Here is a 25,155-nt window from a genome sequence, read left to right on the forward strand (position 1 = left end):
AGATTCGTGGCGAAAAATGGACGAGGGAAGATGATCAGCAGTCCGCTGCGCCTGCCGTTCCGCTTCTCGCGCGACAAAGAGGCTCTGCAGGCCTTATCCGCGCTCAGGCGGAAACGGGGAAAACCGGCCAGGTGTCGAGGATCGCGCCGTCTTCATAGACGGCAATGTCTCCGAATTGCAGGAAGACCGCTTCGCTCTGTTGCGGGCGGAGGAAAACGAACTCGTCCGTCTGGATGGACAGTTCAGGCCCGCCATTCAGCATTTCCTGGTTCGAGGAACGTCCGAACGTCTTGTTGTACTCCAAACCGGGCGGATCGACCGGGTCGGCAAGCCAATGACCGCCATGGATGAAGACGGTCTTCTTCGAATTGGGATTCCACGCAGAGGCAGTTCCGCTCGCAAACTCAAGGCCCGGCAGGCGGGTCTTGTCGAACGATTTGATGACCGGTGTCGCGATAAAGCTGGCTGGTTGGTGCGGTTCCAGAAGTTCCGTGTCGAAATGCGTCGGTTTCACCAGGCAGGACCCTGCGGACACCTCATTCGCGATATCGGTGGACTGGTAGTAGCGATAGGTCGGGCTACCGGCTGCGTTCCGGGTCAGGCCCGCCATTTGGTCACCGCCGATCAGCGTGGCCGCCTGTTCCAGGGCGGAGGTGTAGGTGTTCCACGCGCCTTTCAGCGCCTTGTCCCGCCAGCCAAGCGCGGTCGGCAGGGAAGGGATGTGCGGCTCATAGCCCATGAAACCCTTGAATTCGAGATTTGGGTCCGCCTTGATCGCTTCGATGGTGGCACCAAGGGCAGGCCCCGGCTCAAAGCCGCCGCGGTGCAGGCCGACGTCGAGCTCGAGGACAATCTTCAGGGGCCGGCCGATGTCCGACGCGAGCGCGGCATATTGCTGAAGCCGCTCCGGCGTATCGATCAGCCATTCGATATTGTCCGCTGCTGCGCTGGCATGTGCGGGAAGCGTCTCGAAATAGTGACGGGCGGCGCGCACCGGAAGAGGCTTGCCCACCAGTTGGCTTGCATCCGGCATGTCGACGGAGAGCTGGGACAACATGGGCTGGTTGAACGTCATCAACCGGTTGGTGCCGGAAAGATCGCGGATATGAGACAGCAGTCCGATGGAGGGAAGGGATTTCGCAACGATGCGGTAGCCCATGCCCGCGGGCAGGTGCGTCTTCAGGGTTCTGACATTATCCGAGAGACGCTTCCTGTCGATCACGAGCGTTGGCCAGGCGATGCCGGCGCCGATCAGGGCAGCCTGAACGCTGAGAAAGTACGGATCGCGCGGCCCACTATGGTCGTGAGGCTTGTTCATCAGGACGGCTCCTCCGGCAGCGACGGCGGCGCCGCCAAGAAACAGGGTACGGCGCGAAAGTTCAGGCATCGAAGTCCACTCCGAACAGGTGTGCAAGGTGCGGGTTCAGAAATTTCCCTTCCGGATCGAGGGCGGCGCGCAGGTCAAGGAAGTTCTGGAATTCCGGATAGAGCGCGATCAGGTCTTCCTTTCCGAGGGAATGCAGCTTGCCCCAGTGCGGACGTCCGCCATGGGCACGGTGAATGGGTTCCAGCGTGGAGAAGAAATAGTCGTAGGGCTCGTCCACAGCGGCATGCGTGGCAATCGACATGCGTGGACCGTCATTGAACGGGCTGAGCCACGCATTGTCAGGTGCCGTGATCCGGATTTCCATCGGGAAGAAAGTGTCGTTGCGGGATTCCAGCGCCGCGATGATCTCCCGCAGGCAGGCGAGGCCGTTCTCAAGCGGAATGTGGTATTCCATCTCGTTGAACTTGGTTGGCCGCGCGGTGGCAAGCAGCTTCCAGTAAGCGTCTGAACTTTCCTCGATCTGGCCCTTCGGCAGGCTTCCGGCGGCGATGCGCCGGCGCAGCCAGGATGACCAGCCGAACACGTCGCGCAGTTCCTTGAGACCTGCCAGCGTGTCTTCGTCTTCGTCGGAAACCCGGCCGGTTACCTCGCCATCGAAAATATCGTGCGAGATCCCGGCAGCATACCCTGTGAACGGGAAGTAGTAGAATTCGAAATTCCGGTGTTGTTCCGAAAGATCCATCACGCGGTCGAGCAGCGTGTCCAGCTGTTCCACCCAGACCCGGCGTTTCAGATTGTAGGACGGCACGCATTTCAGCGTGTACTGAGTGATGACCCCCAATGCGCCGAGCGAAACCTGGCCGGCGGAGAACAAATCCGGGTCCGAAGCGGCGGTTACATCGCGGGCGGTGCCGTCTGCCGTGACGATCCGGAAGCCTTCGATGTGTGCGTGCAGGGGCTTGAGCATCCGGCCTGTGCCATGGGTGGAGGTCGAAAATGATCCCGCGAGGGTTTGCACATCGACATCTGGCAGGTTCAGAAGCGCGAGACCGGCGGCGTCCAGTTCACGCGCTGCCTGGCGAATTCGTGTGCCAGCCCCGAACGTGGCCATTCCAGTTGCTGTGTCAGACGAAACCAGTCCTGAAAAGCGGCTGGCATCCACGATCAAATGTTCTGAGGGGACGAGACCGGTGAAGGAGTGTCCGCTGCCGACAGGGCGCACGCGGCGTGCTTCGGCGAGTGCGCTTGCAAGGTCAGCTTCGGTGGCTGGTACTGCGATTTGACTTGGTGTGGATCGCTGTATGCCGGACCAGTTGGACCAGGCCACTTCACCTTCCGGGGCAGGGGGCAGGTCCGGGCTGTATCCGTCGCGCTTGAAATCCTTCATGCTCCAGCTTGCATACTGGACGCCGGGAATGGCGACGGCGGCAGCGAGCCCGGCCGATCCGAGCAGAATGGCGCGCCGGGTGGTGCTCATGACTGGCCCTCCGTTGCCATGAATTCGATGAGTGACTTGAAATCGTCGTCTGTGCAGTCCGGGCAGTACCCCATGGCGGGCATCGTACCGCGGCCGGAGTGAATCGAGGTCAGCAAACCGTCCATTCCACGCTGCTCGAACCGCATTTCCCACGCCGCCGAGTGGCCGGTCAGCGGGGCGCCCAGTCCATTCAGGGCATGGCAGGCCCGGCAGGACCGGTCATAGATGGCGGCGAGACCGGCATCTGCTGGGACCATGGTTTCGGCGAGGGCGATGTGAGCGGCGTCGGGTTCGACGATTTCCGGCGCGGCGATCTCTTCCGCCCCCCGGGAACAGGCACACATACATGCCAGCACCAGCGTCGCTGTGAAAGTCCTCACCATTTGTCTCCCCCGTCCGTTGCCCGGATCGTGTTTTAGATAGCTAATGCTATCATTACAGGACACATCAAAATGAGTCTATCGTGGAAAGAACAGACAATCGAATCTATTCGTTTCTGGAGGAATTCCGGACGTCTTCATTCATGGCAGCAAGGCGGAGACTGACCTCGTAGGCCTTCTTGGTCTCCATGCCAGCGAGAATCATGCCGGCCTGTTCGGAGCGCATGAGACGCAGGAAGCCGGCTGCAAAGTCGGAATCCATCTGGTTGAAGATCGACGCCGCCTGGTCCGGTTTCATCGTGCCGTACATGCGCGCCAGATGATCCATATCATCATTCGAGGCGTCCTGGAGCTGGCCCCACCGGTCCTGAAGCGTTGCTTCGACTGCCTGAAGATCGGACGCACGGCGGTCCAGTTCCTGCTGGCGTGCGAGCAGTTCCAGCTCGAGCTCCTGCAAGGCAGCCTGTTGTTCTTTCAGTTTTTTCTGGTCATCCGCCAGAAGCGCAGCGGTCTCGGCGGTAAAACAGACCTGGTCGATCTGTTTGGTCCCTGCCACAATCGGCGCGGGCGCCGGAGTGTGGTCCCCGGCTTCCGTGGGATGGGCCGTCTTCTGCGGGCTCTCTGCAATCGCCAGATTGCTGGGCAGGAACCTGACGGCGGCACCCAGTGTGAACAGGAATCCCAGGGTAAGCAGGACATAGGATCGGCTGTTGTTGAGAGACTTCATGGCAGGCTACCCGTTTCGTCTTCTGCGAGGTCAGCGCCCGGTGGTCTGGGCGAGGGGGCGATAGTCTTCGTCGGCGTCTTCAGTCATTTCACGCATGTCCTGCATGACGCGGTTCATTTCCATGATGCGGGTCTTGGACTGGTCGAGGATGATCCGCATCATCGTGCTGAGTTCGGCCTGAGAGGCCGTCACCTGGTCGACGGCGTCCTTCTGTGTCGCTTCAAGGGACGCTTTCAGCTTTTCCAGCCGGGCGCAGGTCTGTTTTGCGTCCTCCAACTGCATTGCGAGGCGCGCAGCCATTTCGCCGACATGGGAACGTGTTTCCTTGGTCGAGCTGGACATGGCTGCAATCGATTTGGACATGGCCATGATGGTTGCGCCGAGTCCGTCGCGCGTATCCTGCAGGGCTTTCAGCCGGCGGTTCAGCACGAAACAATACACACAGGCGGCGAAGGACACGAGGATGATGGCGATGTCGGTGGCTTCAATCGGCATGGGGCTCACCTCAGCAGGAATTCTGTGATCAGGACGCCTTCGGAAACACCGCCGCCCAGCACCAGTTCAGAGCGGCGGCTGAGCTGTTCGCGCATGTGGGCGTAGAAATCGGGGTTTTCGAAATCGCTGAGTTCGACGGAACGCAGATAGTTGGTAAATGCATCGATCAGCACGGGTTCGGCTTTGGTAACCATACCCGCACCGCTGTTATCGGTGACAATGGAGACCTTCATCTTCAGATAGCGTGTTGCCGGCTCGCTTCCGATCGTGATCAGGATGTCCTGCAGTTCCACATAGGTCTGGTCTTGTTGCGCGATGGGTTCGAGCGCTGGGCCGGTATCGACCACCGGACAGGCTGGGCCCGTCGGTGGATCGGAGGCCAGGACATAGACGGTTGCGAAAGAGCTGGTCATGGCGCCCACAGCAAGGATCGCCATGCCGACGAACCCGCCACCCGACTTCTTCCCGCTGGTCTGCGCACCGCCGTCCGCGGCTTGGTCGCCAGCTTTCGCAGCATCTTTTTTTGCCATCAACTTCCCGGCTATCCCAAGACTCCCGATGCTCCTTAAACAAGGCTTCGGGTAAAGGAACCGTTAATGATTTTCGGCCAGATATTAACCATTCCAACGATCCGCCCCGATACGGGAAGACCTGATTCATGAATTTCATTGCCAATCTTCGCGCCCTGCCTGTCAGCCGGCAAATCATGCTCGCTGTCGCCATGCTGGGCGTCATCGGAATCATGAGTTTCATGGTGCAAGGGGCGATGAAACAGCCGATGGGACTGCTATATTCCGGACTCGACGCTTCCGTCACGGGTGAGATCATCGATGAGCTCGACAAGCGCGGCACGCGCTACGAAATCAAGGGCGATGCGATCCTGGTGCCGCAGAAAGACCGCGATTCGGTCCGGTTCGCGCTCGCCCGGGACGGGCTGCCGAAACAGTCGGTTCAGGGTTACGAACTTCTGGACAACGTAAACGGGTTTTCCGTCACGTCGGAGATGTACAATGCTGCGTATTGGCGTGCCAAGGAAGGCGAACTGACGCGCACCATCCTTGCCGTTCCGGGAATCCAGTCGGCACGGGTCCATATCGGCGCAAGCCTGCGTTCGGGGTTCGCACGGTCTGATCCGGCGCAGACGGCTTCGGTAACGCTGTCGTCTGCACATAACCTGACGAGCAGTCAGGCACAGGGCATCCAGTACCTGGTTGCTCTGGCAGTCTCCGGACTGAGCCCGGACGAGGTCGCCGTGATCGATCTCAACAAAGGTATTCTGGCCGGGCCAGGCGTTGCATCCGCAGAGCAATCGGGCGTTCAGGCGGAAACCGAGGAATCGCAGCTGGAGCAGAAAATCCTGCGCCTGCTTGAGGCGCGTGTCGGCGCCGGTAATGCGCGGGTGTCTGTGTCTGTCGATGTCAGTCACGAACGCCAGCGGACTTCCGCGGTGACGTATGATCCTGACTCTCGGGTCGTCCGGTCACGCACAACAGGCGATGTGGCGGAGACCAGCGGCGGCACCTCCGGCGCGCTTACTGTATCCAGTAATCTCCCGCAGGGGAGCGCACCGGCCGGTAGCCAGAGCAACAGCACGGTCAAGAATTCCTCTGAGTCTGTCTCCTATGAGATCAACGAAACCCGCACGGAAACCGAACGCCTGCCGGGGCAGGTGGAGCGGATTTCGGTCGCGGTTCTCGTGAATGACCAGGTGCTCGGACTGGATCCTGCCGCACCGGACGCCGCGACGGTCAATGACCAGATGGTTGCCAATTTCCGCCAGCTCGTGACATCCGCCGTGGGGCTCGATGTGGGCCGGGGAGATAACCTGACCGTGGAATTCATGCCTTTCCAGGCCGCGCCCGTTGAGGAACTCGCCACCGCGCCGAGCATGATGGACCAGTTGATGGAGCGCTACCTCTGGTCCGGCATCCAGATCCTCGTTCTGGGACTTGTGGTCATCGTCCTGGCCCTCGGCGTGATCCGGCCGATGATGAAGCAGCCGAAGACGAATGCTTTGTCTTTGGATGATCATGAGCCAGGTAGCCTGGATGCGATTGCGGCCGACCCGTTCGTCTCCCTGAAAGACTATGCATCCGAACGCCAGGACGATGCTGCGGCTATCCTGCAGGAATGGCTCGATGAAGACCGGAAGTTTGCTGTGAATGAGTAACGCGCTTCTCTCCAACCTGCCGCGTTTCGACAGGGATGATCAGACGCATCCTGCCGAGCAGTTGAAACGCATGCTGGGCCAGATGCAGGCAGCTGCCGCACGGCCTGCGGCTGCACCGCCGCAACAGGACGTGTCGGAAGCGGAAGAGGAATTGACGCCTCCCGAAGACCTGGGGCCATCGCTCGCGGAAGTCGAAAGTCTCGTCGCGCAGCTTTCCTCTGCACTGACCCGGATTGAGGGCGAGGCGCGGGATCAGTCCATGCAGGTCACGCAGGCACTCGCAGCACGCCTTTTCCCGGAATTGTCGCGGCAGTTTCTGGCCGACGAGATTGCCCGGCACCTTCCGGTTCTTGTGCCGGCTTCGGTGCCGTCACTTGAGATCCGTGCCCGGCAGGCCATGCTGGACAAGCTTGAACCCATCATCGCGAGCGAGTCGTCTCTGGCTGGCCGCTGCAAGTTGGCGCCTGCAACGTCGCAGGATGAGACGCGTGTGCTTGTCTCGTGGAAGACCGGCGGCGTGACATTTGATTTCGAGGGTCTGCTGGCTGCGTGCCTCGCCCATCTGGACCCCTCCCACACAATGATCGAGGAGTAGACCCATGGCCGTCCCTATGGAAGCCGAACCCAAATCGCCTGAGGTCGAGCGTCGTGACCCGTCTTCAGCAAACCAGCATCGCCGGACGATTTTCAGTGTTCCGGTCACTGTAACCGTTTCGATCGGGCAGGCACGTCTCAGCGTGTCGGAAATCCTTGATTTGCAGCCGGAATCAATTGTTCCGCTTACGTCTCGTATCGAGGACCCGGTGGACCTCACGATCGACAACAAGGTCATCGCGAAAGGTGAGCTTGTGGAAACGGAAGATGGTTCGCTCGGCGTGAAAATTACGGAGATACCGGAGCAATCCTACGATGATCTGGGCTAGGGCAGGGGGCATTTTCCTCCGCTTCAGCATTCTGATGATGCTTGCCGTGGTGGGCGTTTCGCTCGCCGCGCATGCGCAAGGTGCGCCGCAGCTGGACCCGGTTCCCAGCCTGAATGATGTCCTGAACGGAAATGGCCAGGGCGGGCTCAGCCGCTCTGTGATCCAGCTCTTCCTGCTGGTGTCGGTACTCAGCCTGGTGCCGGCGATCGCCATGATGGTGACCTGCCTGCCATTCATGGTGATCGTCTTTTCGTTCATGCGTCAGGCTGTCGGTGTCCAGCAGGCGCCGCCCAACATGATGATCATGGCGCTGGCCATGTTCCTGACCTTTTTCGTCATGGAACCGGTTTTCACCAATGCGTGGGACAATGGCATTTCCCCTTACATGGATGGCGTACTGACCGAAGAGCAGGCCTGGGTAATGACCACGGACCCGTTCCGGACCTTCATGACCAACCGGACCGAACCGGAAACCCTTTACGTGCTGAGCGATGCCCTGAACCGGCCGCTCGCCGAGGGTGAAGCGCCGTCTTTTCCTCTGCTCGCGACCGGTTTCATGCTGTCGGAGGTCAAACATGCCTTCCAGATCGGCTTTGTCATATTCCTGCCATTCATGGTGATCGACCTCGTTGTAGCCTCGGTGCTGATGGCGGTCGGCATGATGATGGTGCCACCCACTGTGGTTTCGTTGCCGTTCAAGCTCGGATTTTTTGTTCTGGCAGACGGCTGGCTTAAGATTACAGAAGCCATTTTGCGCGGATATGCAGGATGAGCTCTGCCCGAACTGCCTCCAACGTGGAAAGCCTTCCAGCGCGCCGCGCGCAAAAAATGGGTGTGGCGCCGCCTCAGCCGGCACCGATCAGTTCTGCCCAGCGCGCTGCGGTGATCATCGCCTTGCTGGGGGAGAGCGCCGCCAAGCCGATTGTTGAAAAGCTGGACGATGCCGCGCTGGCCAAGGTCGCTTCCGCGCTTGAAAACCTGTCCATGCTGACCCGCGATGAACTGGTCGACATCGTCATGGATTTCATAGCCCATCTTCGCAAGACAAATGGCGCGATGCGCGGAGGCCGGACACGTGCCAAGGAAGTCTTGTCCAGCGTGGTCGACTCCAATCGCCTGAGCCTGATCTACAAGGACGACACTTCAGAAGCGGCTGATGACGAGGATGAGGAACAGCTCAGCGTATGGGAACGCCTGGAGCGCAAGGATCCGAAACAGGTTGCAACTTACCTTTCGCGCCTGTCGCCCAATTTGATCGCTCTGATTCTGCAGAAGCTCGACGTGTCCGTCTCGTCAGAAGTTCTGGGCCATATGGAAGGCGATAAGCTGGGACCGATGATCGGCCACATGGTCGAGCCGCGAAAGACCGATCCGGGCGTCGACCAGGTGCTTGGCCGCATGGTCGAGATGGAATTTCTCAACGCCGTTCAGGAAGAAACCGAGGAAGCGGGCAACAATCTGGCCTCTGTCGGGGAGCTGCTGAGCCTCATCTCGACGGAAAAGCGTGACAGCCTTGTCGCGTTTCTCCGCTCCAAGCATCAGGACAAGCTGGAAGGCATCGAGAAATCGATCTTCACGATCGAAGGTCTGCCGGACCTGCTGCCGAAGAATGCCGTGCCGGTCGTGTTCCGCGAAGTGGATCAGTCATTCCTGCTGAAGCTCCTCAGCACGCTTCAGGGCAGCAACAGTGCCGTCTCGGATTACCTGCTCGGGAATATTTCGTCGCGGATGGCAGATCAGTATCGTGACGACCTTGGCGGCATGAAGCCTCTGGAACCAGCAGCCGCCGAGACGGTCCAGCGGGAATTCCTCAATGCCCTGATGGGCCTCAAGCGGCGTGGCCTGATCGTGCTTGAGCGCAGCGCAGAACAGGACGCCTGACGCGTCCTGTTCTCAACCGGCCCTAGTCACACCTTTATCGGATCACCAGTTCAGCGTGGATGGCGCCTGCCGTCTTCATGGAGCGGATGATATCTGCCATTTCCTGCGGTGTGACGCCGAGGGCGTTCAGACCAGAGATCAGTTCCGACAGCGTCACATTCGGCTGGAGCAGGGCAATATTGCCGCTACCCGTCTGACCGATGGAGATTTCGGATCGCGGAAGCACCTGCGTTTCTCCGCGGGAGAATGGCCCGGGCTGAGACGCGACCGGCGTCTCTGATATCTTGATCGAGATATTGCCCTGCGCAATCGCAACGCGGGAGATGGTGACATCGTCGCCCATCACGATCGTTCCGGATTTCTCGTCAATGACGATACGGGCCGGGGCGTTGACCGGCACGGTCAGGTTCTCGATTTCTGCCAGCAGACGGGCAGGGGAGACCTGGAGTGAAGCAAAGTTGAGTTCCACGGTTCCGGGGTCGCGCATGAAGGCGATCGGACTGCCGACCCGGCCATTGATGACATCCTCGATCCGCGCCGCCGTGGTAAAATCCGGGCTGCGGAGCGCCAGGGTCAGGTGGTCGCGCTGGTTGAAGTCATAAGCGAGTTCCCGTTCCACGCGGGCACCGTTGGGAACTGCGCCGGTCGTCGGAGTGCCGCGCGTTTCGCGCGCGCCCGCTGCCTGGACATCGATGCCGCTGACGATGATCGCGCCCTGCGCCACGGCGTAGACTTCATTGTCCGCGCCCTTGAGCGGCGTAAGGATCAGCGTCCCGCCCTCGAGGCTTTTCGCATCACCGATGGAGGCGACAGTGACATCGACGCTGGATCCGGACCGGGAGAAGGAGGGCAACGTGGCCGTAACGAGCACGGCAGCAACGTTCTTCGGCTTGATCTCTTCACCCTGAACGTTCACGCCCAGGCGCTCCAGCATGTAGGAGAGGGAGTCTTCGGTGAAAGGGGAGTTCTTCACCGTATCGCCGGTGCCATTGAGTCCGACAACGATACCATAGCCGACCAGATCGTTCTGGCGAATCCCTTCTACATCCACGATATCGCGGATGCGGGTTTCAGCACTGGCGGAGAAAGCCAGGGTTACTGCTGAAAAAGCTGCGAGGATCAGGGCGGTCCATTTCATGGCACTACCTCATAAAGTTCAGCAGGCTGAGATTGGCCAGCCGTGCAGTAAGTGTGTAGGAGGCTTCGAGACCGGTTTCGAGCTGCTTCAGTTCCGAAGCCGCTTCATATTGGTCCCTTGCCGTCATCTGATTGAAAGCGTGCGTGAGGACGGTTTCCTCAACATCGAGCGCGCTTTTCGAAGACTCGATCTGCGCCTGAAGAATGCCGCGCTCTGCGCGGGCAATCGTCAGAGCTGCCTGACCGTCCGCCAGCGTATCGGTTGCCTGAATGAGGGCATCACTGTTGCCGTCGAAAAGGGCAAGTGTTTCGTCGGCCCCGGACAGCGCGAGAACGGCCAGCCCCCAGACAGTCTTGGTGATCTCAGGGTCGGTGCCTGTCACACTTGCCGGATCGGAGGCTGTCGCAGTGCCGGAATAGATATCGGCCTGCCAGCCGCTGCCTGGCGTGTTGAAATAGGCATCCATCTGCGTCGCGAAGTCCGCGGCATCGGTCGCGGAGGCCGCCATGGCACGGACATCGTCCAGAAATGCGTCCACGTCACTCATCGGCTTGGTGTTGGTGGCGTCGCCAGAAAACAGATAGCGTTCGCCATGACGCGTATTGAGGATGGAGAATGTTGAGGCAATGGCCGCTTTCGCGTCGCGTACAACCGCTTCCCTTGCGGTAAAATCCTCAGAGCCGAGCGCGGCTTTCATGCGAACGCCGAGTTGACCGATATTGTCATCGATTGCTGTCAGAGACTGCTGGATGATGTCCAGCCTGGTCTCCTTGAGGGTCAGCTGGGTCCGCTCGTTCGTGACATCGTCGATTGCTTTCTGTCCGAGCATGGCCTTGCCAATACGACCGGACAGATGCGCGGTCATGTCCTTGTAGCGGCCTGTGACGGCTTCCTCGGATGTCGTGTCGATGCGTTCGCGCAGGCGAACAACCGTCTCACTGAGACCGGATGAGATGTTGTGGATGGGAAGGCTCAGGCGCATGTCATCAGATCTCCATCAGCCGGTCGATCATGTTGCTGGCAATTTCAATCACCCGTGCATTGGCGGCATAGGCCTGCTCGATGATCAGAAGATCCTGCATCTGCTGGTCGACATCGACGCCCGTCTCGGAAATTTCTGCTTCCGCCATGATGCTGTACTGCGATGATGTCGACGAGAGGACTGCTTCATGGCTTACTCGCTTCTGTCCGGTCGTGGATGCAAACTGGGCAAGAAGCTCGCTGGAAGAATAACTACCTTGAAACCCTCCCATATTCATTGGGCGGACGGTTGTGACTGCGTCCAGCATGTTCTGCAGGATGGTCGCATTCCCTGAAGCGCCCTCGCTGATTGCCCCGATACCGTCCCGCAAACGCCACATGCTGCCGCCCTGGCTAGGGTCGATGGCCGGGTTCAGTGCCAGGCGCCCTGCAAGACCTGGATCGCCGGAGCCGTCGGAGTCCACGAACAATCCTTGCGCACCCGGCGTTTTCGTCGGATCGATTGCATCGTCCGAAAGGCGGGCAATCAGATCGCCCGCAAGAGTGTCCAGCTGGTCACTGAACGCGGGAAGGTCGGTATCGCGCAGCGTGAACAGCGCGCCAAACATGCCGCTTGAAACAGCGCCATACGAAGACGTGCCGGGCGTGATGGATATGCCCCCGACGCTCAACCCGGAGAGGCCGCCACTTGCCAGTGTCTGCGAAGGGCCAAACACGGTCGATGGCGTGAATTCAATCTCTTTGGCGGTCGTTTGCAGAAGGTAGACACCTTCCTGCGTGACGATATCGATGCCGCCACTCTGGCGCGGTACGGTTTGTATCGGCAAGTAGTCGGAAATCTGGTCGAGCAGGCGTCCCCGTTCGTCGATCAGCGCGGCCGCCTGGCTGCTGGTGCGGTCAATCCGGGCGATCTTTCCGTTGAGTTCCTCAATGCCCTTCAAGGCGGCATTCACTGTGTCTACGCCGATTGCGATTTCGTGGTCAGTTTCCGCGCGAAGGGACGTGGCGAAATCGGAAAGGGCATTGAATTCCTTGACGAGGGAACTGGCCGCCTGAAGCGTCGCGGTCATATCCGAGCCGGACTCGGGCGATATGGCGAGATTGGACAGGGCGCTCTCGAAGTTCGAAAACAGGCCGAAAAGTCCGGATCCGTCGGCCGTATTTCCGACGCGGGCAGAGATGGTGCTCCAGGTCGATGCGAACAGGTCCGCCTGTGAAAGGTCGCTTCCGAGAGACCTGCGTTCGGCAGACAAGGCCTCGTCACCGGCCCGGGTGATGCCAACGGAGCGGACCCCTGCGCTGTTCCCGCCGAGGATGTTCTCCGCCACAACGAGCGAACGGCGGACATAGCCCGCCGTCGTCGAATTCGAGACGTTCGTGGCGACGACGTCGGCCTTCAGACTTGTGATCCGAAGGCCCGATTGTGCCGCCTGGATAGCGCTGGATATGGTCACTTACGTGCCGTCCCGTTCAAGCGTGAATTAGCGCTTCAGGTTTGTGGTTTCCTGCAGCATCTCGTCGACGGTCTGGACGATCTTCGCGTTGGAAGAATAGGCCCGTTGCGTTTCGATGAGATCGGTCAGCTCGGCCGCGATGTCCGTGGTCGACTCCATAAGAGAGTAACCGGAAACAGTTCCGACCGGCCCAGTGCCGGCATCCCAAAGGTAGAGGCTGCCGGATGAGGACGAAATCGAAAATGCCTGCCCGTCGAGCGCGGTGAGGCCGTTCATGTTCGGGACGTCTCCCACCGGGATCTGGTAGAGCGTGCGGCGCAGGCCCGTATCATAGACGGCCTGAAGGTAACCGTTCTCATCGATCTCGACCTCTGCGAGGTCGCCCAGCGGGGCGCCATCCTTGGTCACAGCGGTCGGGGAGTAGGGACCCGCCAGCTGGGTGATGCCGGCGCTGTCGTCCGGGCGGCCTATGAAAATTTCGACTGGGCCGTGCGCCAGGGTCATCGACAGGCGGCCGGTAGATGCATCGTAAGCGACGCCGCCACCAGCCGTTGCCGTGTCGATCCGCCCGCCATTGGCAGCCGTGTCGTCAAATACGAGATTGAGATCGCCGATCGATGTAAGCGGGTCACCTGCGCTGTCGAAGAACTGGACATCCCATTCGTTTGAGGAACCACTGCCCGGCACCGATGGTGTAAACTCAAGAGTCAAAGTCTGGGCGCGACCAAGATTGTCGAAATACTCGATCGGAAGCAGGTAAGGCTCACCGGAACCGCCGGTATTGGTTGCGTCGGCTGGCAGGTTGATGCCGAGTTCCATGCTGGTGGTCGGCGAAGCAGTGAACTGTGAGGTTGCGATGTTCACAGGCTCAAGGTTCAGGCCGCTGTTACGGCTGACATTGCCGATGTCGCCCGAGGAATCTGCAGGCCAGCCCAGAAGGAACATGCCGCTCTGGGTGCGGAGATAACCGTTCTGGTCGGTGTAGAATGAACCAGTCGGCAGGAGCATGAGCGAACGTTCCGATGGTACGGCGCCGACGCCGCCCTCATTCGTAACCGGGATCAAGCCGCGGCCTCCGACAGCAATATCGGTGGCATTACCTGTCCCTGTCAGCGACCCTGTTGCTGCGATATCCTTGTAGGAACTCACCCGGACACCGCCTGCCGCATAGGCAGAGCTGCGTTGCTGGAGAACCATACTCGAAAAATCGACCTGGCTGCGTTTGTAACCGTAGGTCGACGAGTTGGCGATGTTGTCGGAAATCGTGGAGAGGCGGGCGGAGTTTACATTCAAACCCATCACCCCTGCATTCAGGGACGAAGAAATGCTCATGTCGGTTGCTCCTGCAAAGTGACGCAACCATGAGTAATTATTGTTGGTTAATGACGAGATAACCTCGCTTAACCCTGTAAATTTATTGGGTCAGGATGGTAATCGAAATCCGGCGGTTCTGCGGAGCAGCCGGGTTTTCCGGAACCAGGGGTTCAGAATCGGCCTTTCCTGAAACTTCCCGTATACGGTCAGCCGGCATGCCGGAGCGGACCAGGAGGCGGCGGGCCGTGTTGGCTCGGTCGGCAGACAGGTTCCAGTTGTCGTAGACGGCGGCATTCCTGTAGCTGCGATTGTCCGTGTGACCGACAATCTTGACCTGGTTTTCGAAGCTTTCGAACGATCCGGCGACCTGTCCCATCAGGTCTGCCAGCAATTCGGACGGATGACTGGAACCGACAGGGAAGAGGGGGGTCTGAGCCGAGTCCGTGATCTCCACCACGATCCCTTCCGGCGACATCTTGATCAGCATGTGCTCGGAAATCTGGTGCCCGTCTTCGGTAAGACCCTTCTTAAGGTCCTCAAGCTGCGCGGCGATCGCGCGTTCATCGGTTTTGTCTTTCGTCCCGTGCGAGTCGATGGATTTCGACCGCGATGCGCCAGTCCCCATTTTTGCGTAGGTTTCTTCCGTGAAGATGGACGAGCCATTGAGGCCGTCCGATCCGCCACCGGAGATACGGCTGATCGGAATGGTCGGGTTGAAATAGTCGGCAATACCTTTGCGCTGTTCTTCCGTTGTGGCGTTCAGAAGCCACATCAGAAGGAAGAACGCCATCATCGCGGTCACGAAGTCCGCGTAGGCGACTTTCCAGGCACCGCCATGGTGCCCTTCGCCTTTAACGACCTTCTTCCGCTTGATGATCGTCGTGTGAACGACAGGTTGTTGCTTAGTACCCATTAACCCTAACCACTTGAGCCAGTAGGCACTTTCTAACAGACAGCCGTGAAGGAACGCTGCGGAGTCGATGGTTAACTTGCTCCGGGCTGTTAATGGTTTTTCAACCGGTCACCCACCATCACTGGTTAACGGGACGGTACGTTTTTTTAATAGGTGGCAAACTGTGTCTGCAGTTCTGCGGAAAAAGATCGACGCTGGGGCGGGTATTCCTCCCAGCATCATGCGGTTGCAGCAATTCTGGCTGCAATTGCAGGCCTGCACCCGGGACTGGGCCGCGGACACTTATGGTATTCTTCCAGATATCACACTGAGCAGCCGCCGTGTTATCAACGGCCAGGAGGCTCAGCAGAAGCTTGACGCGGAAACCGGCTTCTATTTTTCAGCCAAGACCTCACCGGGGCTTGCGGGTGTCGCGATGGACGCAGTCGGCGCCATCCGCAATGCATCGGTTCGCATGGACCAGGATGCCGAAAGCCTTGGCGACGCGTCACCATTATTTCTGAAGCTTCTGGCAGAGCAGGCAGGCCTGGAGCTTGGCGGGCAGGTCGCCGCCACCGTGATCAAGACGGGGGAAGGTGTCACCTCCTCAGCTGATCCGGCGGGTGCTATCGGCCGCTTCGATGCGTCCAGCCGTTACCTGCTGGTAGAATTCCAGCTCAAGCTGGGGGAGGAGGTCTCCTGCATCTGGTTGGCCTTCGCCTTTGAATTCATGCAGCAATTCGCTGTTTCCAGCCAGCGGGCAGCCGCCGAGCAGAAAGCGAATGCCCGCGGCAACAGTCAGAGGTCACTTAGTAATAGCATCCTTGCATCGACAACGATGCTGGATGCCGTGCTGGATCGTTTGCCCCTGACAATCGGCGAGTGCGCCAAGCTTGAAGTCGGCACGGTCCTGCCGCTCGCTGGCGCGGATGCCGGCAGGCTCTCCCTGTCGGCGAACACGATCAACGGCAGCGTCGACATCGGGACTGGGGAACTTGGCGTCTGGAAGCGCCAGAGGGCGTTGAAACTCAGAACGCCAATTTCAGAGAATTTTGCACAGGAAATCGTGGATTCATAGCAATCATCCGTATCGGGATTGCTAGATGGGAGTTGAGCAGTGAATGCAGTTATAGGAATGTTGGTGACGGTTGCCATGGTGTTTGGCGGCTACCTTCTGGCCGGCGGCAAGATGGAAATCATCACACATGCCCTTCCGTTCGAAGGCATGATGATCGGCGGTGCGGCGCTCGGGGCGTTTCTGGCCGGCAACGATCTGACAACGATCAAACATACGGTCGGTGACATTGTGTCGGTTTTCAAAGGACCGAAGTGGAAAAAGCAGGATTATCAGGACCTTCTTTGCCTGATGCATGAGCTGCTGAACGTGCTCAAGCAGAATCCGGTCGATATCGAACCGCACATTGAGGCGCCGAATGAGTCCGAGATTTTTGCGAAGTACCCGAAGATCCTGAAGGACCACTCAGCCGTCGAGATGATCTGCGATACGATCCGTTCCATGATCATGAACTTCGATAATGTTCATCAGGTCGAGGAATTGCTGGAAGCTCAGCTAGAAGGCCTGCAGGAGGACAGTCTGCACGGCGCCCACGCGCTGCAGAACATGGCAGATGCGCTGCCAGCACTCGGGATCGTTGCGGCTGTTCTTGGTGTGATCAAGACAATGGCCGCCATCGACAAGCCGCCGGAAATTCTCGGCGGTATGATTGGCGGTGCGCTTGTCGGGACGTTCCTCGGCGTTTTCCTTGCCTACGGGATCGTCGGGCCGTTCGCCAACAAGGTGAAGCACAACCGCACAGAAGAGCATTTCTTCTATGCCACGATTGGCGGACTTCTCGTGTCCAACCTCCATCACAATCCGGTCAACATTTCGGTAGAGGTGGCTCGCCGTCACGCGCCGGCGCGGGTTCGCCCGACGTTTGATGATGTCGAGCAGGCAATCCGGGAGCTGAAAAAGGCGGCATGAAGCGGCTTTGCCTTCTCCTTCTGCTCAGCAGCTGTCTCGCGCCGGTCTCCCTGGCGTTTGAGGACACTGGTGGCGTATCCGGAGTGGAGGAGGGGCAGCCAACTCAGCTGACCAGCGAACTGGACCAGTTCGTTCGTGACGCCATTGATGAGGGCCTGTTGACCCCGAAAGGGGAGGCGGAGACGGAGGTTGAGCCTGCACTGGAAGAGGTGCTGCCGGCCGGCGTACGTCGGCGCCAGGCGGCGCCCTTTCCGGTCGAGGTTGATTGCGACGGACCATACCCGCTGGATTTCGGCGAGTTCGTGCGGTTTGACCGGTATCAGCAGATTTACACGTTCCAGGAAAACGCCTCCGGCATGTCCGGTGACGCCGCAGGACTGGACGGTATCCAGCTCGCCAAAGCCTATCTGGCGCTCGGGCTCTATTCTGAAGCGGGCATGGTGCTGAAGTCGACTCCGGGGCCCGTTGCGGCAGCGTACCGCAAAGTCGCCAGCCTGATGGAGAACCGGGCCGAGGCTGATGTGGACTATTTCCGCAAACTGTCGGAATGCCGCGAAGAAGCGGGCGTCTGGCTTGGAGCAGCGCTGTTGGCAAGCGATCAGGACGAAGGTGTCCAAACCTTCAATGAGAACCTGAACGGCTTCCGCAAATTGCCTTTCCGGCTGCGCGCTGATCTGACCGCAATGGTTGTCCCGCAACTGGATAAGCGCGGCGAGCGGATCCTGCCCGTGAAGCTTCTCGCAGATTTTACGCCGGACCAGGTCGGTGAGGCATCCCAACTGCAGTTCGTCAAAGCGATCATCGATCTCGGTGAAAACCGTCCGGATGCAGACAAGACGGTGAGAGCGTTTCTGAGTGAACCTTTGTTTCAGGAGCAGGCGCTGGCGGTGCTTATGCGGCACGACAAGCCACTGAGCGATGTGCATGAAGAGATTCTGCTGGGCGAACTGATGAAAAAATTCGGTCAGACCGGCAATGACCGGGAGCTCGCAGCCAGCCTTCAATATGCATTGCAAGAATTGAGTGGCAGTTCGCATTACCAGCCAATCATGGAACTAGCCGGCATGCCGGCTTTGCAAAACGACGCAGCGCAGACGGAAATCCGCCGCCAGTTCGTCAATGGATTGGAGCGCGATCTCGCCAGCGACAATCGGCTGCGTAATCTGGCGGCTATCAACGCACTGGTTTCTGATCCGGGGATTCTCGAAGTCGCCCCGGAACGCACAACACTTTACCTATCAGGCGCCACGCTGGCGGTCCGCTTTGGTCTTGTCTCGCTGACGCGCGTTCTGATGAAGCGGGAAGACGCGGATGACGCCGTGATTGCCGAGCTCGCGAACCTCGAGTTCCGGCGCGGGGACTATGACGCTGTGGCGAACTGGGCGCAGGCCTATCCGAAAAATGCCCCGCTGAACCTTCTGGCTGCCGAAAGTGCGATCCGGAAGGGAGATGCGGCGGCCTTGCGTGTTTATGAGCAGCGCATCGACCTGGAGCCGGAAACCGTTCTGGCACTCATAGAACTGGATGCGGCGTCCAATCGCTGGCTGGTCTCTGATGCGATCTACGATGTGGCGGCGAACTTAGCCGACCCGGTTCAAAAACAGCGCTCAGAAAGAGTGTTCGCCATGCGTCAGGCTGCCAGGGATTTGTCGAAGCCGGCACGGGCAAGGCTGGCGATGTCCAAAGTTGCGTCTGTCCTCGGCAAGCCGGATCCATCCTCAGAACAAGTCACCGGAGGCGCGCACTAATGTCAAACGCCATCTACGCTATGCTCGGACGTCAGCAGGGATTGATGCAGGAAATGCAGGTTGTCGCGAACAATCTCGCAAACTCAAGCACCACTGGTTATAAGTCCGACCGCGCCCTGTTCGGAGAGTTTCTTGTTGCTACAGGATCCCAGTCATCCTCACTCTCCATGGGTGGCCTGGCCGGGCACAGTTTTGCAATGGCGCAAGGGGCGCTCAAGATCACCGGCGGAGAAATGGATCTTGCGATCCAGGGCGATGGCTTCTTTCTGGTCAACACGGAGCAGGGGCAACGCCTGACCCGGGCCGGCCATTTCCAACTGTCTACGGATGGTCAACTGGTTGACATGAACGGCAGCGCCGTTCTGAGTTCCGGTGGGACACCCATCAATATTCCTCAAAATGCGAGCGAGATACGCGTTGCTGCAGATGGGACCGTGACAATCAGCGCGGGTGATGGCCTGCCGCCACAAGAAGTCGGTCAGATTGGCGTGGTCACCGTCGACGAGGAAGCCACGCTGGTGCGCGACTCAAACTCCTATTTCTCCGCGCCGGACGGTCACAGACCGGCGGAAAACAATGAAATTGTCCAGGGTGCATTGGAGCAATCCAATGTGTCTCCTGTCCTTGAGGTCGCGCGCATGATCGAAGTGCAGCGCGCCTACGAAGCCGGGCAAGCCCTGTTCGAGCGCGAGGATCAGCGCGTTAGCCAGATCATCAGTGCAATTCGTAATGGATAAGAAGAAGAGCAGCAGGTAAGAGAAGGAGCAGGACGTGAAATCTCTACAAATCGCCGCGACAGGGATGGCCGCACAGCAAATGCGGGTCGACGTCATCTCGAACAATATCGCAAACATGAGTACCGCAGCCTACCGGCCGCGGTCCGCCGAGTTTTCCGATCTCGTCTATCAGCAATATCTGACGCCGGGCACATCGACCTCCCAGGTCGGAACGCTTGTCCCAGCAGGGATCCAGATCGGCACCGGGGTTCGTCCGTCCACGGTCTCGATGGAACTGACCCAAGGGGCGTTGAACCCCACGGACGCAGAACTGGATCTCGCCATCGACGGTTCGGGATATTTCGAGATCACGCTTCCCTCCGGGGAATCTGCCTACACGCGAGACGGCAAGTTCAATCGCGGGCAGGACGGACAGATCGTCACCATGGACGGTTTCCCGCTGACGGACGGCATCATCATTCCGGATGACGCCCAGAAGATTTCCATCAGTAGGGATGGTGAAGTTGTCGCTTACTTCGCTGGCGTCACGGAAGGGCAGGCGATCGGAAACATCCAACTGGTCCGCTTTGTCAACGAGAAAGGCCTGGAAGCCATGGGGGACAATCTGTTCCGCGAAACGCAGGCTTCGGGCACACCAACACAGCTCGTTCCGGGAACGGAAGGCGCAGGCTTTATCCGGCAGGGTTTCCTCGAAGGATCTGGGGTTGACGTTGTGAAAGAGATTTCAGAACTGATCGAAGCCCAGCGTGGATACGAACTGAATTCCAAAGTGATCACCGCCTCGGACGAGATGCTCGCGGCGACGACGAGGGTGAAATAATCGCCATGTCCATTCTCGCTCTCAGTCTTGCAATGATGACCGCCTTTGCGGGGTCATCTTCTCTCGTGGCGGCGGAAGTGATCCGCGCAGGCGATCCTGTGACTGCATACAACGCAACTACCGAAGATGGCGGGAATGCATCCGGCGATCCCCTGGTCGGTCGCGAAGTGCTCCGCACGGTTTATACTGGCAAGCCGATCACTTTCGAAAATACGCGGGCGCCTGTGGTGGTGCGGCGCAATCAGGTCGTTTCAGTCAAGTATATCAAAGGCGGACTGGAGATCACGGCCTCCGGTCGGGCCCTCGGTGATGCGGGCATAAATGACCCTGTGACCGTGTTGAATCAACAATCGAAGCAAATGGTGCAGGGCATCGTTCAGGAAAGCGGATGGGTGCTGGCACAATGAAAAACTTCATCTCAACGGCAATTCTCGCGACAGCTGCCACAGCCTGCGCAAGCTCGCCTCTCTCTGATCCTACCCCAGAGCCGGTTCCGCTCTATGCCGGGCCCTGGGCCGGGGCAGGGGTCGATATGGATGCGGTCACAGAGCCTAATCCGTCCCTTTGGGCAACGTCGCCGAATGCGCTGCTCAGCATGCGACGGGCCAAGGCTGTCGGGGACCTCCTGACCGTCGTGGTGGAAATGAATGATCAGGCCAATCTGAAAAGTTCGCTGTCCCGCAGTCATGGATCCAGCGAAGACATGAGCATCGATGCACTGCTTGGCTTGCCGGATGTGCTGAACAATGCGCTGCCGGGGTCGGCCAGCGTGTCGCCTGCGATCGATTTCCAGCGCAATTCGAATATGGCGGGTAACGGCGCGGTGAATCGGGCCGAACAGGTCACGTTTACACTCGCCGCGCGTGTTGTCGGGGTTGAGCCGAACGGGAACTTAATCATTCAGGGGTATCAGCAGACACGGGTCAGTAACGAGATCCGCTATCTGAGCGTCTCAGGCGTCATTCGCGCCCAGGACATTACCCGGACCAACACTGTAACGTATGACAAGATCGCCGATGCCCAGCTTTCCTATGTCAATCAGGGTGACACAACCGGTCCAAACGGGCGCAAAGCGGTGCCGAAGCTTCTGGACAAGGTGCTGCCATTCTAGGGGTGGGAGACCGGCATGAAGCATGTCATTTCTGCGGTCGTTGCAGTTGTTTGTATTCTTATTGGCGGCATTACCGGCCATTTCGTAAAGACGGGTCTGACGGCGGCGGCGGGTACGAGCGCACACGAGTCAGCAGACAAGCCGGCAGACTCCCATGGCGCAAAAGACAGCCATGGCGACGAGAAAAAGAAAGACTCCCACGGGGCCAAAAAGGCGTCTTCCGGTCATGGCGGCGGTGGCCATGATGGTGGGGCGGCAACCGGGGACGTTGTCTACTTCAAATTCACCCGCGAATTCATTGTCCCGATCATGCATGATCGCAAGGTTGAGAGCCTCGTGATTCTGAACATCAATCTGGAAGCAGATTCCAGCGTTTCCCAGAAACTGTTCTCAATGGAACCGAAGATCCGGGACAACATCATGACCACGCTGATCGAGCTCAGCAATGATGGGCGGACGTTCGAGAATCTCACGGATGTCGAAAGCTATGAAACCCTGCGGGCCATGGTCTTGCTGAATTTGCAAAAAGTTGTGCCGGCAGGGATCCAGAATGTTCTCATCGTGGATATTGCCCAGCAAGACCTCTGACCATGTGAAGAGGTAGGGGCGTAGCGCGCTCTTACCGATTGTATTTCTCGACGTTCGCCATTTCCGTCGTCAGGTTCAGAGATGTTTCCAGCAGCATGGTCCCGTTCTCATCGGCTGTGACGCCGGTCACCGTGCCGATCAGGCGGGGTGAGGTCGTGCGCTGAAGTTCACCATCCTTGTACATCTGGATTTCCAACTGGTAGACGCCGTCTTCGGCGAGCTGGTCTCCGGTGGAAGTTTCGCCATTCCAGGTATACCGGCCGGCTTCAGGGGCCAGCGTTTTCGACCAGATTTCATTACCGTTTGAATCCCTTACCTTCAGGACGGTTTCGTCCGTCGACTCAGGTATGTCGACGACAAAGTCCACACCCTCGCCAGCATAGGGGGCCCAGGACGTATCCACCGCGACTGTTTCACCGAGCCATTGGCCGGCAAGAATGCTGGAGTGCAGTCCGCCAATCATGCCGGCGATGCTTTCCAGATGGGTGTTCGAGGCGACCTGCTGCTCCAGGGTCGAGAAAGTTGCCAGCTGATCGACAAACTGTGTCGAGTCCATTGGTGATAGTGGATCCTGATTCCGGATCTGAGCTGTCAGCAGCTTGATAAAGGCATTGAACTCACTGCCGATTGTTTGGGTCGTTGCGCCAGATACGTCGGACATGGGGGGGAATCCTTACAGTCTGATGTCGAGACCGCCACTTGCCGTTCGGGCAGGGCGGATCGAGTCTGCGGTGATATTTGCAGCGGTGAGAATGGCTGGTTCGGCGACAGGGTCGCTATCGCCCAACAAACGCCCGTCTGCAGGCGTATGGGATTGTTGCTGACCGGACTGGTGCTGTTGGAACGTCATGTTCTCACTTGATAGCCCGTTCCGCTCCAGCGCTTGCGTGAGTTCGAAGTGCATAAGGCGAAGTTGCCTCAGAGCCTCCGGGGAATCGCCGGTCACCGTGATATGCTGAATGCCATGTGCGTCGAATTTGAAATCAATGGACACGCGGCCAAGTTCTGGCGGATCGAGTTGTACCGTAATCCGGTCCGGTGGGTCGTTTGGTGACGAAACGGTATCCGTGATGATCTTTACCGTCTCGGCCGGGCTCGCCGTCACAATCGCGTTGGCAGTCGTCATCTGGATCTGAGACTGTGCCGGCTGGACGGCCGGTTGAGAAACAGGTGACGCACCAAAGCTGGCTGCGGCCAGCTGGCCATTACTATCGGGGGTATGAGCCGTTTGCGTGAGGGTGCCTGTCTTTCCGGTATCTGTACCCGCCTCCGATGAGACTTCCGAAAGCTCAGCCTGGAACGCGTCACTTGCTTTTCCGCTCGCAGGCTCGTCCGCAGGGACCATGCCCTTTTTGCTTTCTGATGCTGCCACCGATTGTTGGGGCAAGGTCTCCGTCGCGGGCTCAGCCGAGCCTTTCACCTGGACCGTGGAATCCAGGCGAGCATCATCGTTTGAAGCGCCAATTATATTCTGTCTGGCTTCTCCTGAACTGGCCGCCTGCACGGTCATGGCCTGAACATCGGAAGGCGGCGGCGAATCCTGTGATTGTGCGTTCGCGAGTTCTTGTGGAACGGCATCAGAATCAGATTTCACGTTTTCCGCAGATTCAGTTTCAACGATTGCCTGAGCGGCATCACTGGGAGCCGGTACTACGTTCGCCAGAAATACTTCCTTACCATCCATGGTTTCTTCAGGCGCTTCGGCTGGTTCCAGTTCGGGCTCGCTTTCTTGAGCGAGAACTTCCTCGGCATTGTTCGGTACAATTGCCGCGTCACCAGAAGCGTCCGGATCGTCTGTTTCGGTCAGGACGTCATCCTTCAGCGCGACATCACTGTCATCGCCCTGCAGAAGAGAGAGCGTGGATTGGGGGTGCTCTGAATCCGGCTTTTTGTCTTTGGCGGATGCCGAGGTGTCGGCACTCTCTTCGGTCGCGCTGCGATCCGCTTGAAGAGAATGGGCGAAGGCGTCTCCAGATCCGGTCTGGGACGGTTTGGGCTCCGCGCGCTCGAAACTGGAATTTGCTTGCGAGGCCGCCAGGCCCGGTTCAATCAAAAATGTCATGATGGGTTACGATTCCCCGTCCCAATGTTAACCAAGTTACAACGAAAGGACATGAAAACAGCGTTAACGAAAATAGGTTTGCGGCAATTAATTCTGCAGCAATCCGGACCCGGAGGATCAGATGCCCCAGCCTGTCTCATTCCAGGCATACAATGTGACGGTTCCGGACACTTCGGAACGTGCTGCGGCGGGGCAGGGGACATCTGAAGCGTCCGAACTGGGAAAGAAGTTCGAGCAGATGCTGTGGACCGAAATGTTGTCCTATGCCGGGCTGGACAAGGCGTTTGCTCAGGATGGCGGTCAGGCCGCCGAGACGTTCTCCAGATATTTGATCGAATCTATCGCCTCAGACCTTGCCGAGTCTCATCCCATGGGACTGGGGGAGGCCGTGGATCGCACTGTGGCGGCTAGCCAATCACTACAACAGGATGCAGCAGAATGAGTCAGCCTTCGATCCAGAGCGAAATTGACGGCCTGAAAGAAACACTGGCCCTGGAGCAGCAATACCTTCTTGCAGGGCGCGCGCGTGAAACCCTTGCTCTGGCGGAGGCAAAACTGTCGGCCATGGACGCACTGGAAACGGCGTTCGGTTCTCTCGAGCCCGGCTCTGCACCTCGTGCCTTTCAGAACGACATGGTGAAGATCGTGTCTTTGGCGAAAGAGAACGCTGTCCACTTCGAGGCGATCCAGAATGGTTTGCGGCGCGCCATTGGACGGATGGAGTCTCAGCATGCGAACGCTTATGTCGGCTCCTATACGCAAACAGGTAGCCAGGTGGCGTTTACGGAAGTGACCGGACAATTCCTCAAAAAGGCCTGACTGGTTAACTGCTTGTACACTCTCCGATTGTATCCAATTCATGAAACCTGGAGGGGTTGGCGGATTTCCGCAGTCAGGACGACACGCAAATTAATCAGGCCGCGATCCGTTCGCTGGCCTCGTTCCT

At 58.8% G+C, this 25,155-nt stretch carries 28 protein-coding genes; 15 read left to right on the forward strand and 13 right to left on the reverse strand.

Annotated elements, in window-relative coordinates:
- Nucleotides 1-103: 103 nt before the first annotated feature.
- The 6 genes from HY17_RS03165 to fliL all read right to left on the reverse strand — a co-directional run bounded on the left by HY17_RS03165 (nt 104) and on the right by fliL (nt 4,936).
- Nucleotides 104-1,387, reverse strand: a complete 1,284-nt coding sequence (locus tag HY17_RS03165) for an alanine racemase (RefSeq protein ID WP_034762063.1) — start codon at nt 1,385-1,387, stop codon at nt 104-106.
- Nucleotides 1,380-2,804 (reverse strand): D-arabinono-1,4-lactone oxidase, encoded by a 1,425-nt coding sequence (locus HY17_RS03170; RefSeq protein ID WP_034762066.1) that lies wholly within the window; start codon nt 2,802-2,804, stop codon nt 1,380-1,382. The genes HY17_RS03165 and HY17_RS03170 overlap by 8 nt, the downstream gene beginning before the upstream one ends.
- The gene (locus HY17_RS03175) at nt 2,801-3,187 is read right to left on the reverse strand and encodes a cytochrome c5 family protein (RefSeq protein WP_081812936.1); all 387 of its coding nucleotides are present in this window, start codon (nt 3,185-3,187) and stop codon (nt 2,801-2,803) included. Before HY17_RS03175 ends, HY17_RS03170 begins: the two co-directional genes overlap by 4 nt.
- Before the next feature lie 103 nt (nt 3,188-3,290).
- Complete coding sequence (locus HY17_RS19135) at nt 3,291-3,911, reverse strand: MotE family protein (RefSeq protein ID WP_051599580.1); 621 nt, start codon at nt 3,909-3,911, stop codon at nt 3,291-3,293.
- A gap of 30 nt (nt 3,912-3,941) precedes the next feature.
- Entirely contained in the window at nt 3,942-4,406 is a 465-nt protein-coding gene (locus tag HY17_RS03185) for a hypothetical protein (RefSeq protein ID WP_034762069.1), read from the reverse strand.
- A 5-nt stretch (nt 4,407-4,411) separates the two neighbouring features.
- Entirely contained in the window at nt 4,412-4,936 is a 525-nt protein-coding gene (gene fliL / locus HY17_RS19140) for a flagellar basal body-associated protein FliL (protein ID WP_051599582.1), read from the reverse strand.
- A 128-nt stretch (nt 4,937-5,064) separates the two neighbouring features.
- Between fliL and fliF the strand changes: the two genes are divergently transcribed.
- From fliF to HY17_RS03215, 5 genes are read left to right on the forward strand one after another with little or no spacing between them, the layout of a single operon-like run.
- Nucleotides 5,065-6,576 carry a flagellar basal-body MS-ring/collar protein FliF gene (gene fliF / locus HY17_RS03195; protein ID WP_034762072.1) on the forward strand — a complete coding sequence of 504 codons (1,512 nt, stop codon included), beginning with the start codon at nt 5,065-5,067 and terminating at the stop codon, nt 6,574-6,576.
- Complete coding sequence (locus tag HY17_RS03200; protein WP_034762090.1) at nt 6,569-7,171, forward strand: hypothetical protein; 603 nt, start codon at nt 6,569-6,571, stop codon at nt 7,169-7,171. The genes fliF and HY17_RS03200 overlap by 8 nt, the downstream gene beginning before the upstream one ends.
- Nucleotides 7,172-7,175: 4 nt before the next feature.
- Nucleotides 7,176-7,499 carry a FliM/FliN family flagellar motor switch protein gene (locus tag HY17_RS03205; RefSeq protein WP_051599584.1) on the forward strand — a complete coding sequence of 108 codons (324 nt, stop codon included), beginning with the start codon at nt 7,176-7,178 and terminating at the stop codon, nt 7,497-7,499.
- On the forward strand, nt 7,486-8,271 hold the full coding sequence (locus tag HY17_RS03210) for a flagellar type III secretion system pore protein FliP (protein WP_034762093.1): 786 nt from the start codon (nt 7,486-7,488) through the stop codon (nt 8,269-8,271). Before HY17_RS03205 ends, HY17_RS03210 begins: the two co-directional genes overlap by 14 nt.
- Nucleotides 8,268-9,380 carry a FliG C-terminal domain-containing protein gene (locus HY17_RS03215; protein ID WP_081812937.1) on the forward strand — a complete coding sequence of 371 codons (1,113 nt, stop codon included), beginning with the start codon at nt 8,268-8,270 and terminating at the stop codon, nt 9,378-9,380. The genes HY17_RS03210 and HY17_RS03215 overlap by 4 nt, the downstream gene beginning before the upstream one ends.
- Before the next feature lie 34 nt (nt 9,381-9,414).
- Here HY17_RS03215 and HY17_RS03220 read toward each other — a convergent pair whose 3' ends face one another.
- The 5 genes from HY17_RS03220 to HY17_RS03240 all read right to left on the reverse strand — a co-directional run bounded on the left by HY17_RS03220 (nt 9,415) and on the right by HY17_RS03240 (nt 15,180).
- Complete coding sequence (locus HY17_RS03220; RefSeq protein WP_034762098.1) at nt 9,415-10,518, reverse strand: flagellar basal body P-ring protein FlgI; 1,104 nt, start codon at nt 10,516-10,518, stop codon at nt 9,415-9,417.
- A gap of 4 nt (nt 10,519-10,522) precedes the next feature.
- Nucleotides 10,523-11,500, reverse strand: coding sequence for a flagellin (locus tag HY17_RS03225; RefSeq protein WP_034762101.1), 978 nt, complete (start codon nt 11,498-11,500; stop codon nt 10,523-10,525).
- Between the two features lie 4 nt (nt 11,501-11,504).
- Nucleotides 11,505-12,953: a flagellar hook-associated protein FlgK gene (gene flgK / locus HY17_RS03230; protein ID WP_034762103.1), complete on the reverse strand. Its 1,449-nt coding sequence runs from the start codon at nt 12,951-12,953 to the stop codon at nt 11,505-11,507.
- Between the two features lie 27 nt (nt 12,954-12,980).
- Nucleotides 12,981-14,285, reverse strand: a complete 1,305-nt coding sequence (locus HY17_RS03235) for a flagellar hook protein FlgE (RefSeq protein ID WP_034762104.1) — start codon at nt 14,283-14,285, stop codon at nt 12,981-12,983.
- 82 nt (nt 14,286-14,367) lie between these two features.
- Complete coding sequence (locus tag HY17_RS03240; protein WP_051599585.1) at nt 14,368-15,180, reverse strand: flagellar motor protein MotB; 813 nt, start codon at nt 15,178-15,180, stop codon at nt 14,368-14,370.
- Between the two features lie 163 nt (nt 15,181-15,343).
- On the opposite strand from HY17_RS03240, the gene HY17_RS03245 reads away from it, so the two are divergent.
- From HY17_RS03245 to HY17_RS19145, 8 genes are read left to right on the forward strand one after another with little or no spacing between them, the layout of a single operon-like run.
- Entirely contained in the window at nt 15,344-16,237 is an 894-nt protein-coding gene (locus HY17_RS03245; RefSeq protein WP_065382859.1) for a FliM/FliN family flagellar motor switch protein, read from the forward strand.
- A 39-nt stretch (nt 16,238-16,276) separates the two neighbouring features.
- Nucleotides 16,277-17,143, forward strand: a complete 867-nt coding sequence (motA, locus tag HY17_RS03250; protein WP_112073505.1) for a flagellar motor stator protein MotA — start codon at nt 16,277-16,279, stop codon at nt 17,141-17,143.
- The gene (locus tag HY17_RS03255; RefSeq protein ID WP_034762110.1) at nt 17,140-18,891 is read left to right on the forward strand and encodes a lipopolysaccharide assembly protein LapB; all 1,752 of its coding nucleotides are present in this window, start codon (nt 17,140-17,142) and stop codon (nt 18,889-18,891) included. Before motA ends, HY17_RS03255 begins: the two co-directional genes overlap by 4 nt.
- Complete coding sequence (locus HY17_RS03260) at nt 18,891-19,628, forward strand: flagellar hook-basal body complex protein (RefSeq protein WP_034762112.1); 738 nt, start codon at nt 18,891-18,893, stop codon at nt 19,626-19,628. The genes HY17_RS03255 and HY17_RS03260 overlap by 1 nt, the downstream gene beginning before the upstream one ends.
- A 34-nt stretch (nt 19,629-19,662) precedes the next feature.
- Nucleotides 19,663-20,448 carry a flagellar basal-body rod protein FlgG gene (gene flgG, locus HY17_RS03265; RefSeq protein ID WP_034762114.1) on the forward strand — a complete coding sequence of 262 codons (786 nt, stop codon included), beginning with the start codon at nt 19,663-19,665 and terminating at the stop codon, nt 20,446-20,448.
- A 32-nt stretch (nt 20,449-20,480) separates the two neighbouring features.
- Complete coding sequence (gene flgA, locus HY17_RS03270; RefSeq protein ID WP_233348596.1) at nt 20,481-20,855, forward strand: flagellar basal body P-ring formation chaperone FlgA; 375 nt, start codon at nt 20,481-20,483, stop codon at nt 20,853-20,855.
- Nucleotides 20,852-21,559, forward strand: a complete 708-nt coding sequence (locus HY17_RS03275; RefSeq protein ID WP_233348597.1) for a flagellar basal body L-ring protein FlgH — start codon at nt 20,852-20,854, stop codon at nt 21,557-21,559. The genes flgA and HY17_RS03275 overlap by 4 nt, the downstream gene beginning before the upstream one ends.
- Nucleotides 21,560-21,574: 15 nt before the next feature.
- Complete coding sequence (locus HY17_RS19145; RefSeq protein WP_051599587.1) at nt 21,575-22,147, forward strand: flagellar basal body-associated FliL family protein; 573 nt, start codon at nt 21,575-21,577, stop codon at nt 22,145-22,147.
- A 31-nt stretch (nt 22,148-22,178) separates the two neighbouring features.
- Here the strand turns inward: HY17_RS19145 and HY17_RS03290 are convergent, their stop codons facing one another.
- Nucleotides 22,179-22,808, reverse strand: a complete 630-nt coding sequence (locus HY17_RS03290; protein ID WP_034762124.1) for a flagellar hook assembly protein FlgD — start codon at nt 22,806-22,808, stop codon at nt 22,179-22,181.
- 12 nt (nt 22,809-22,820) lie between these two features.
- Nucleotides 22,821-24,209 (reverse strand): flagellar hook-length control protein FliK, encoded by a 1,389-nt coding sequence (locus HY17_RS03295; protein ID WP_034762126.1) that lies wholly within the window; start codon nt 24,207-24,209, stop codon nt 22,821-22,823.
- 121 nt (nt 24,210-24,330) lie between these two features.
- Here HY17_RS03295 and HY17_RS03300 point away from each other — a divergent pair, with 121 nt between their 5' ends.
- Nucleotides 24,331-24,651 (forward strand): hypothetical protein, encoded by a 321-nt coding sequence (locus HY17_RS03300; protein WP_034762129.1) that lies wholly within the window; start codon nt 24,331-24,333, stop codon nt 24,649-24,651.
- Nucleotides 24,648-25,028 carry a hypothetical protein gene (locus HY17_RS03305; RefSeq protein WP_034762132.1) on the forward strand — a complete coding sequence of 127 codons (381 nt, stop codon included), beginning with the start codon at nt 24,648-24,650 and terminating at the stop codon, nt 25,026-25,028. The genes HY17_RS03300 and HY17_RS03305 overlap by 4 nt, the downstream gene beginning before the upstream one ends.
- Nucleotides 25,029-25,155 lie beyond the last annotated feature (127 nt).

The organism is Hyphomonas sp. CY54-11-8, assembly GCF_000682735.1.
GTDB lineage: Bacteria > Pseudomonadota > Alphaproteobacteria > Caulobacterales > Hyphomonadaceae > Hyphomonas.

Bases quoted from the DNA above. Each gene is read 5' to 3' on its own strand.
- HY17_RS03165 (WP_034762063.1), bottom strand. From the start codon at position 1,387: ATGCCTGAACTTTCGCGCCGTACCCTGTTTCTTGGCGGCGCCGCCGTC.
- HY17_RS03170 (WP_034762066.1), bottom strand. From the start codon at position 2,804: ATGAGCACCACCCGGCGCGCCATTCTGCTCGGATCGGCCGGGCTCGCT.
- HY17_RS03175 (WP_081812936.1), bottom strand. From the start codon at position 3,187: ATGGTGAGGACTTTCACAGCGACGCTGGTGCTGGCATGTATGTGTGCC.
- HY17_RS19135 (WP_051599580.1), bottom strand. From the start codon at position 3,911: ATGAAGTCTCTCAACAACAGCCGATCCTATGTCCTGCTTACCCTGGGA.
- HY17_RS03185 (WP_034762069.1), bottom strand. From the start codon at position 4,406: ATGCCGATTGAAGCCACCGACATCGCCATCATCCTCGTGTCCTTCGCC.
- fliL (WP_051599582.1), bottom strand. From the start codon at position 4,936: ATGGCAAAAAAAGATGCTGCGAAAGCTGGCGACCAAGCCGCGGACGGC.
- fliF (WP_034762072.1), top strand. From the start codon at position 5,065: ATGAATTTCATTGCCAATCTTCGCGCCCTGCCTGTCAGCCGGCAAATC.
- HY17_RS03200 (WP_034762090.1), top strand. From the start codon at position 6,569: ATGAGTAACGCGCTTCTCTCCAACCTGCCGCGTTTCGACAGGGATGAT.
- HY17_RS03205 (WP_051599584.1), top strand. From the start codon at position 7,176: ATGGCCGTCCCTATGGAAGCCGAACCCAAATCGCCTGAGGTCGAGCGT.
- HY17_RS03210 (WP_034762093.1), top strand. From the start codon at position 7,486: ATGATCTGGGCTAGGGCAGGGGGCATTTTCCTCCGCTTCAGCATTCTG.
- HY17_RS03215 (WP_081812937.1), top strand. From the start codon at position 8,268: ATGAGCTCTGCCCGAACTGCCTCCAACGTGGAAAGCCTTCCAGCGCGC.
- HY17_RS03220 (WP_034762098.1), bottom strand. From the start codon at position 10,518: ATGAAATGGACCGCCCTGATCCTCGCAGCTTTTTCAGCAGTAACCCTG.
- HY17_RS03225 (WP_034762101.1), bottom strand. From the start codon at position 11,500: ATGCGCCTGAGCCTTCCCATCCACAACATCTCATCCGGTCTCAGTGAG.
- HY17_RS03235 (WP_034762104.1), bottom strand. From the start codon at position 14,285: ATGAGCATTTCTTCGTCCCTGAATGCAGGGGTGATGGGTTTGAATGTA.
- HY17_RS03240 (WP_051599585.1), bottom strand. From the start codon at position 15,180: ATGGGTACTAAGCAACAACCTGTCGTTCACACGACGATCATCAAGCGG.
- HY17_RS03255 (WP_034762110.1), top strand. From the start codon at position 17,140: ATGAAGCGGCTTTGCCTTCTCCTTCTGCTCAGCAGCTGTCTCGCGCCG.
- HY17_RS03260 (WP_034762112.1), top strand. From the start codon at position 18,891: ATGTCAAACGCCATCTACGCTATGCTCGGACGTCAGCAGGGATTGATG.
- flgA (WP_233348596.1), top strand. From the start codon at position 20,481: ATGATGACCGCCTTTGCGGGGTCATCTTCTCTCGTGGCGGCGGAAGTG.
- HY17_RS03275 (WP_233348597.1), top strand. From the start codon at position 20,852: ATGAAAAACTTCATCTCAACGGCAATTCTCGCGACAGCTGCCACAGCC.
- HY17_RS19145 (WP_051599587.1), top strand. From the start codon at position 21,575: ATGAAGCATGTCATTTCTGCGGTCGTTGCAGTTGTTTGTATTCTTATT.
- HY17_RS03290 (WP_034762124.1), bottom strand. From the start codon at position 22,808: ATGTCCGACGTATCTGGCGCAACGACCCAAACAATCGGCAGTGAGTTC.
- HY17_RS03295 (WP_034762126.1), bottom strand. From the start codon at position 24,209: ATGACATTTTTGATTGAACCGGGCCTGGCGGCCTCGCAAGCAAATTCC.
- HY17_RS03300 (WP_034762129.1), top strand. From the start codon at position 24,331: ATGCCCCAGCCTGTCTCATTCCAGGCATACAATGTGACGGTTCCGGAC.
- HY17_RS03305 (WP_034762132.1), top strand. From the start codon at position 24,648: ATGAGTCAGCCTTCGATCCAGAGCGAAATTGACGGCCTGAAAGAAACA.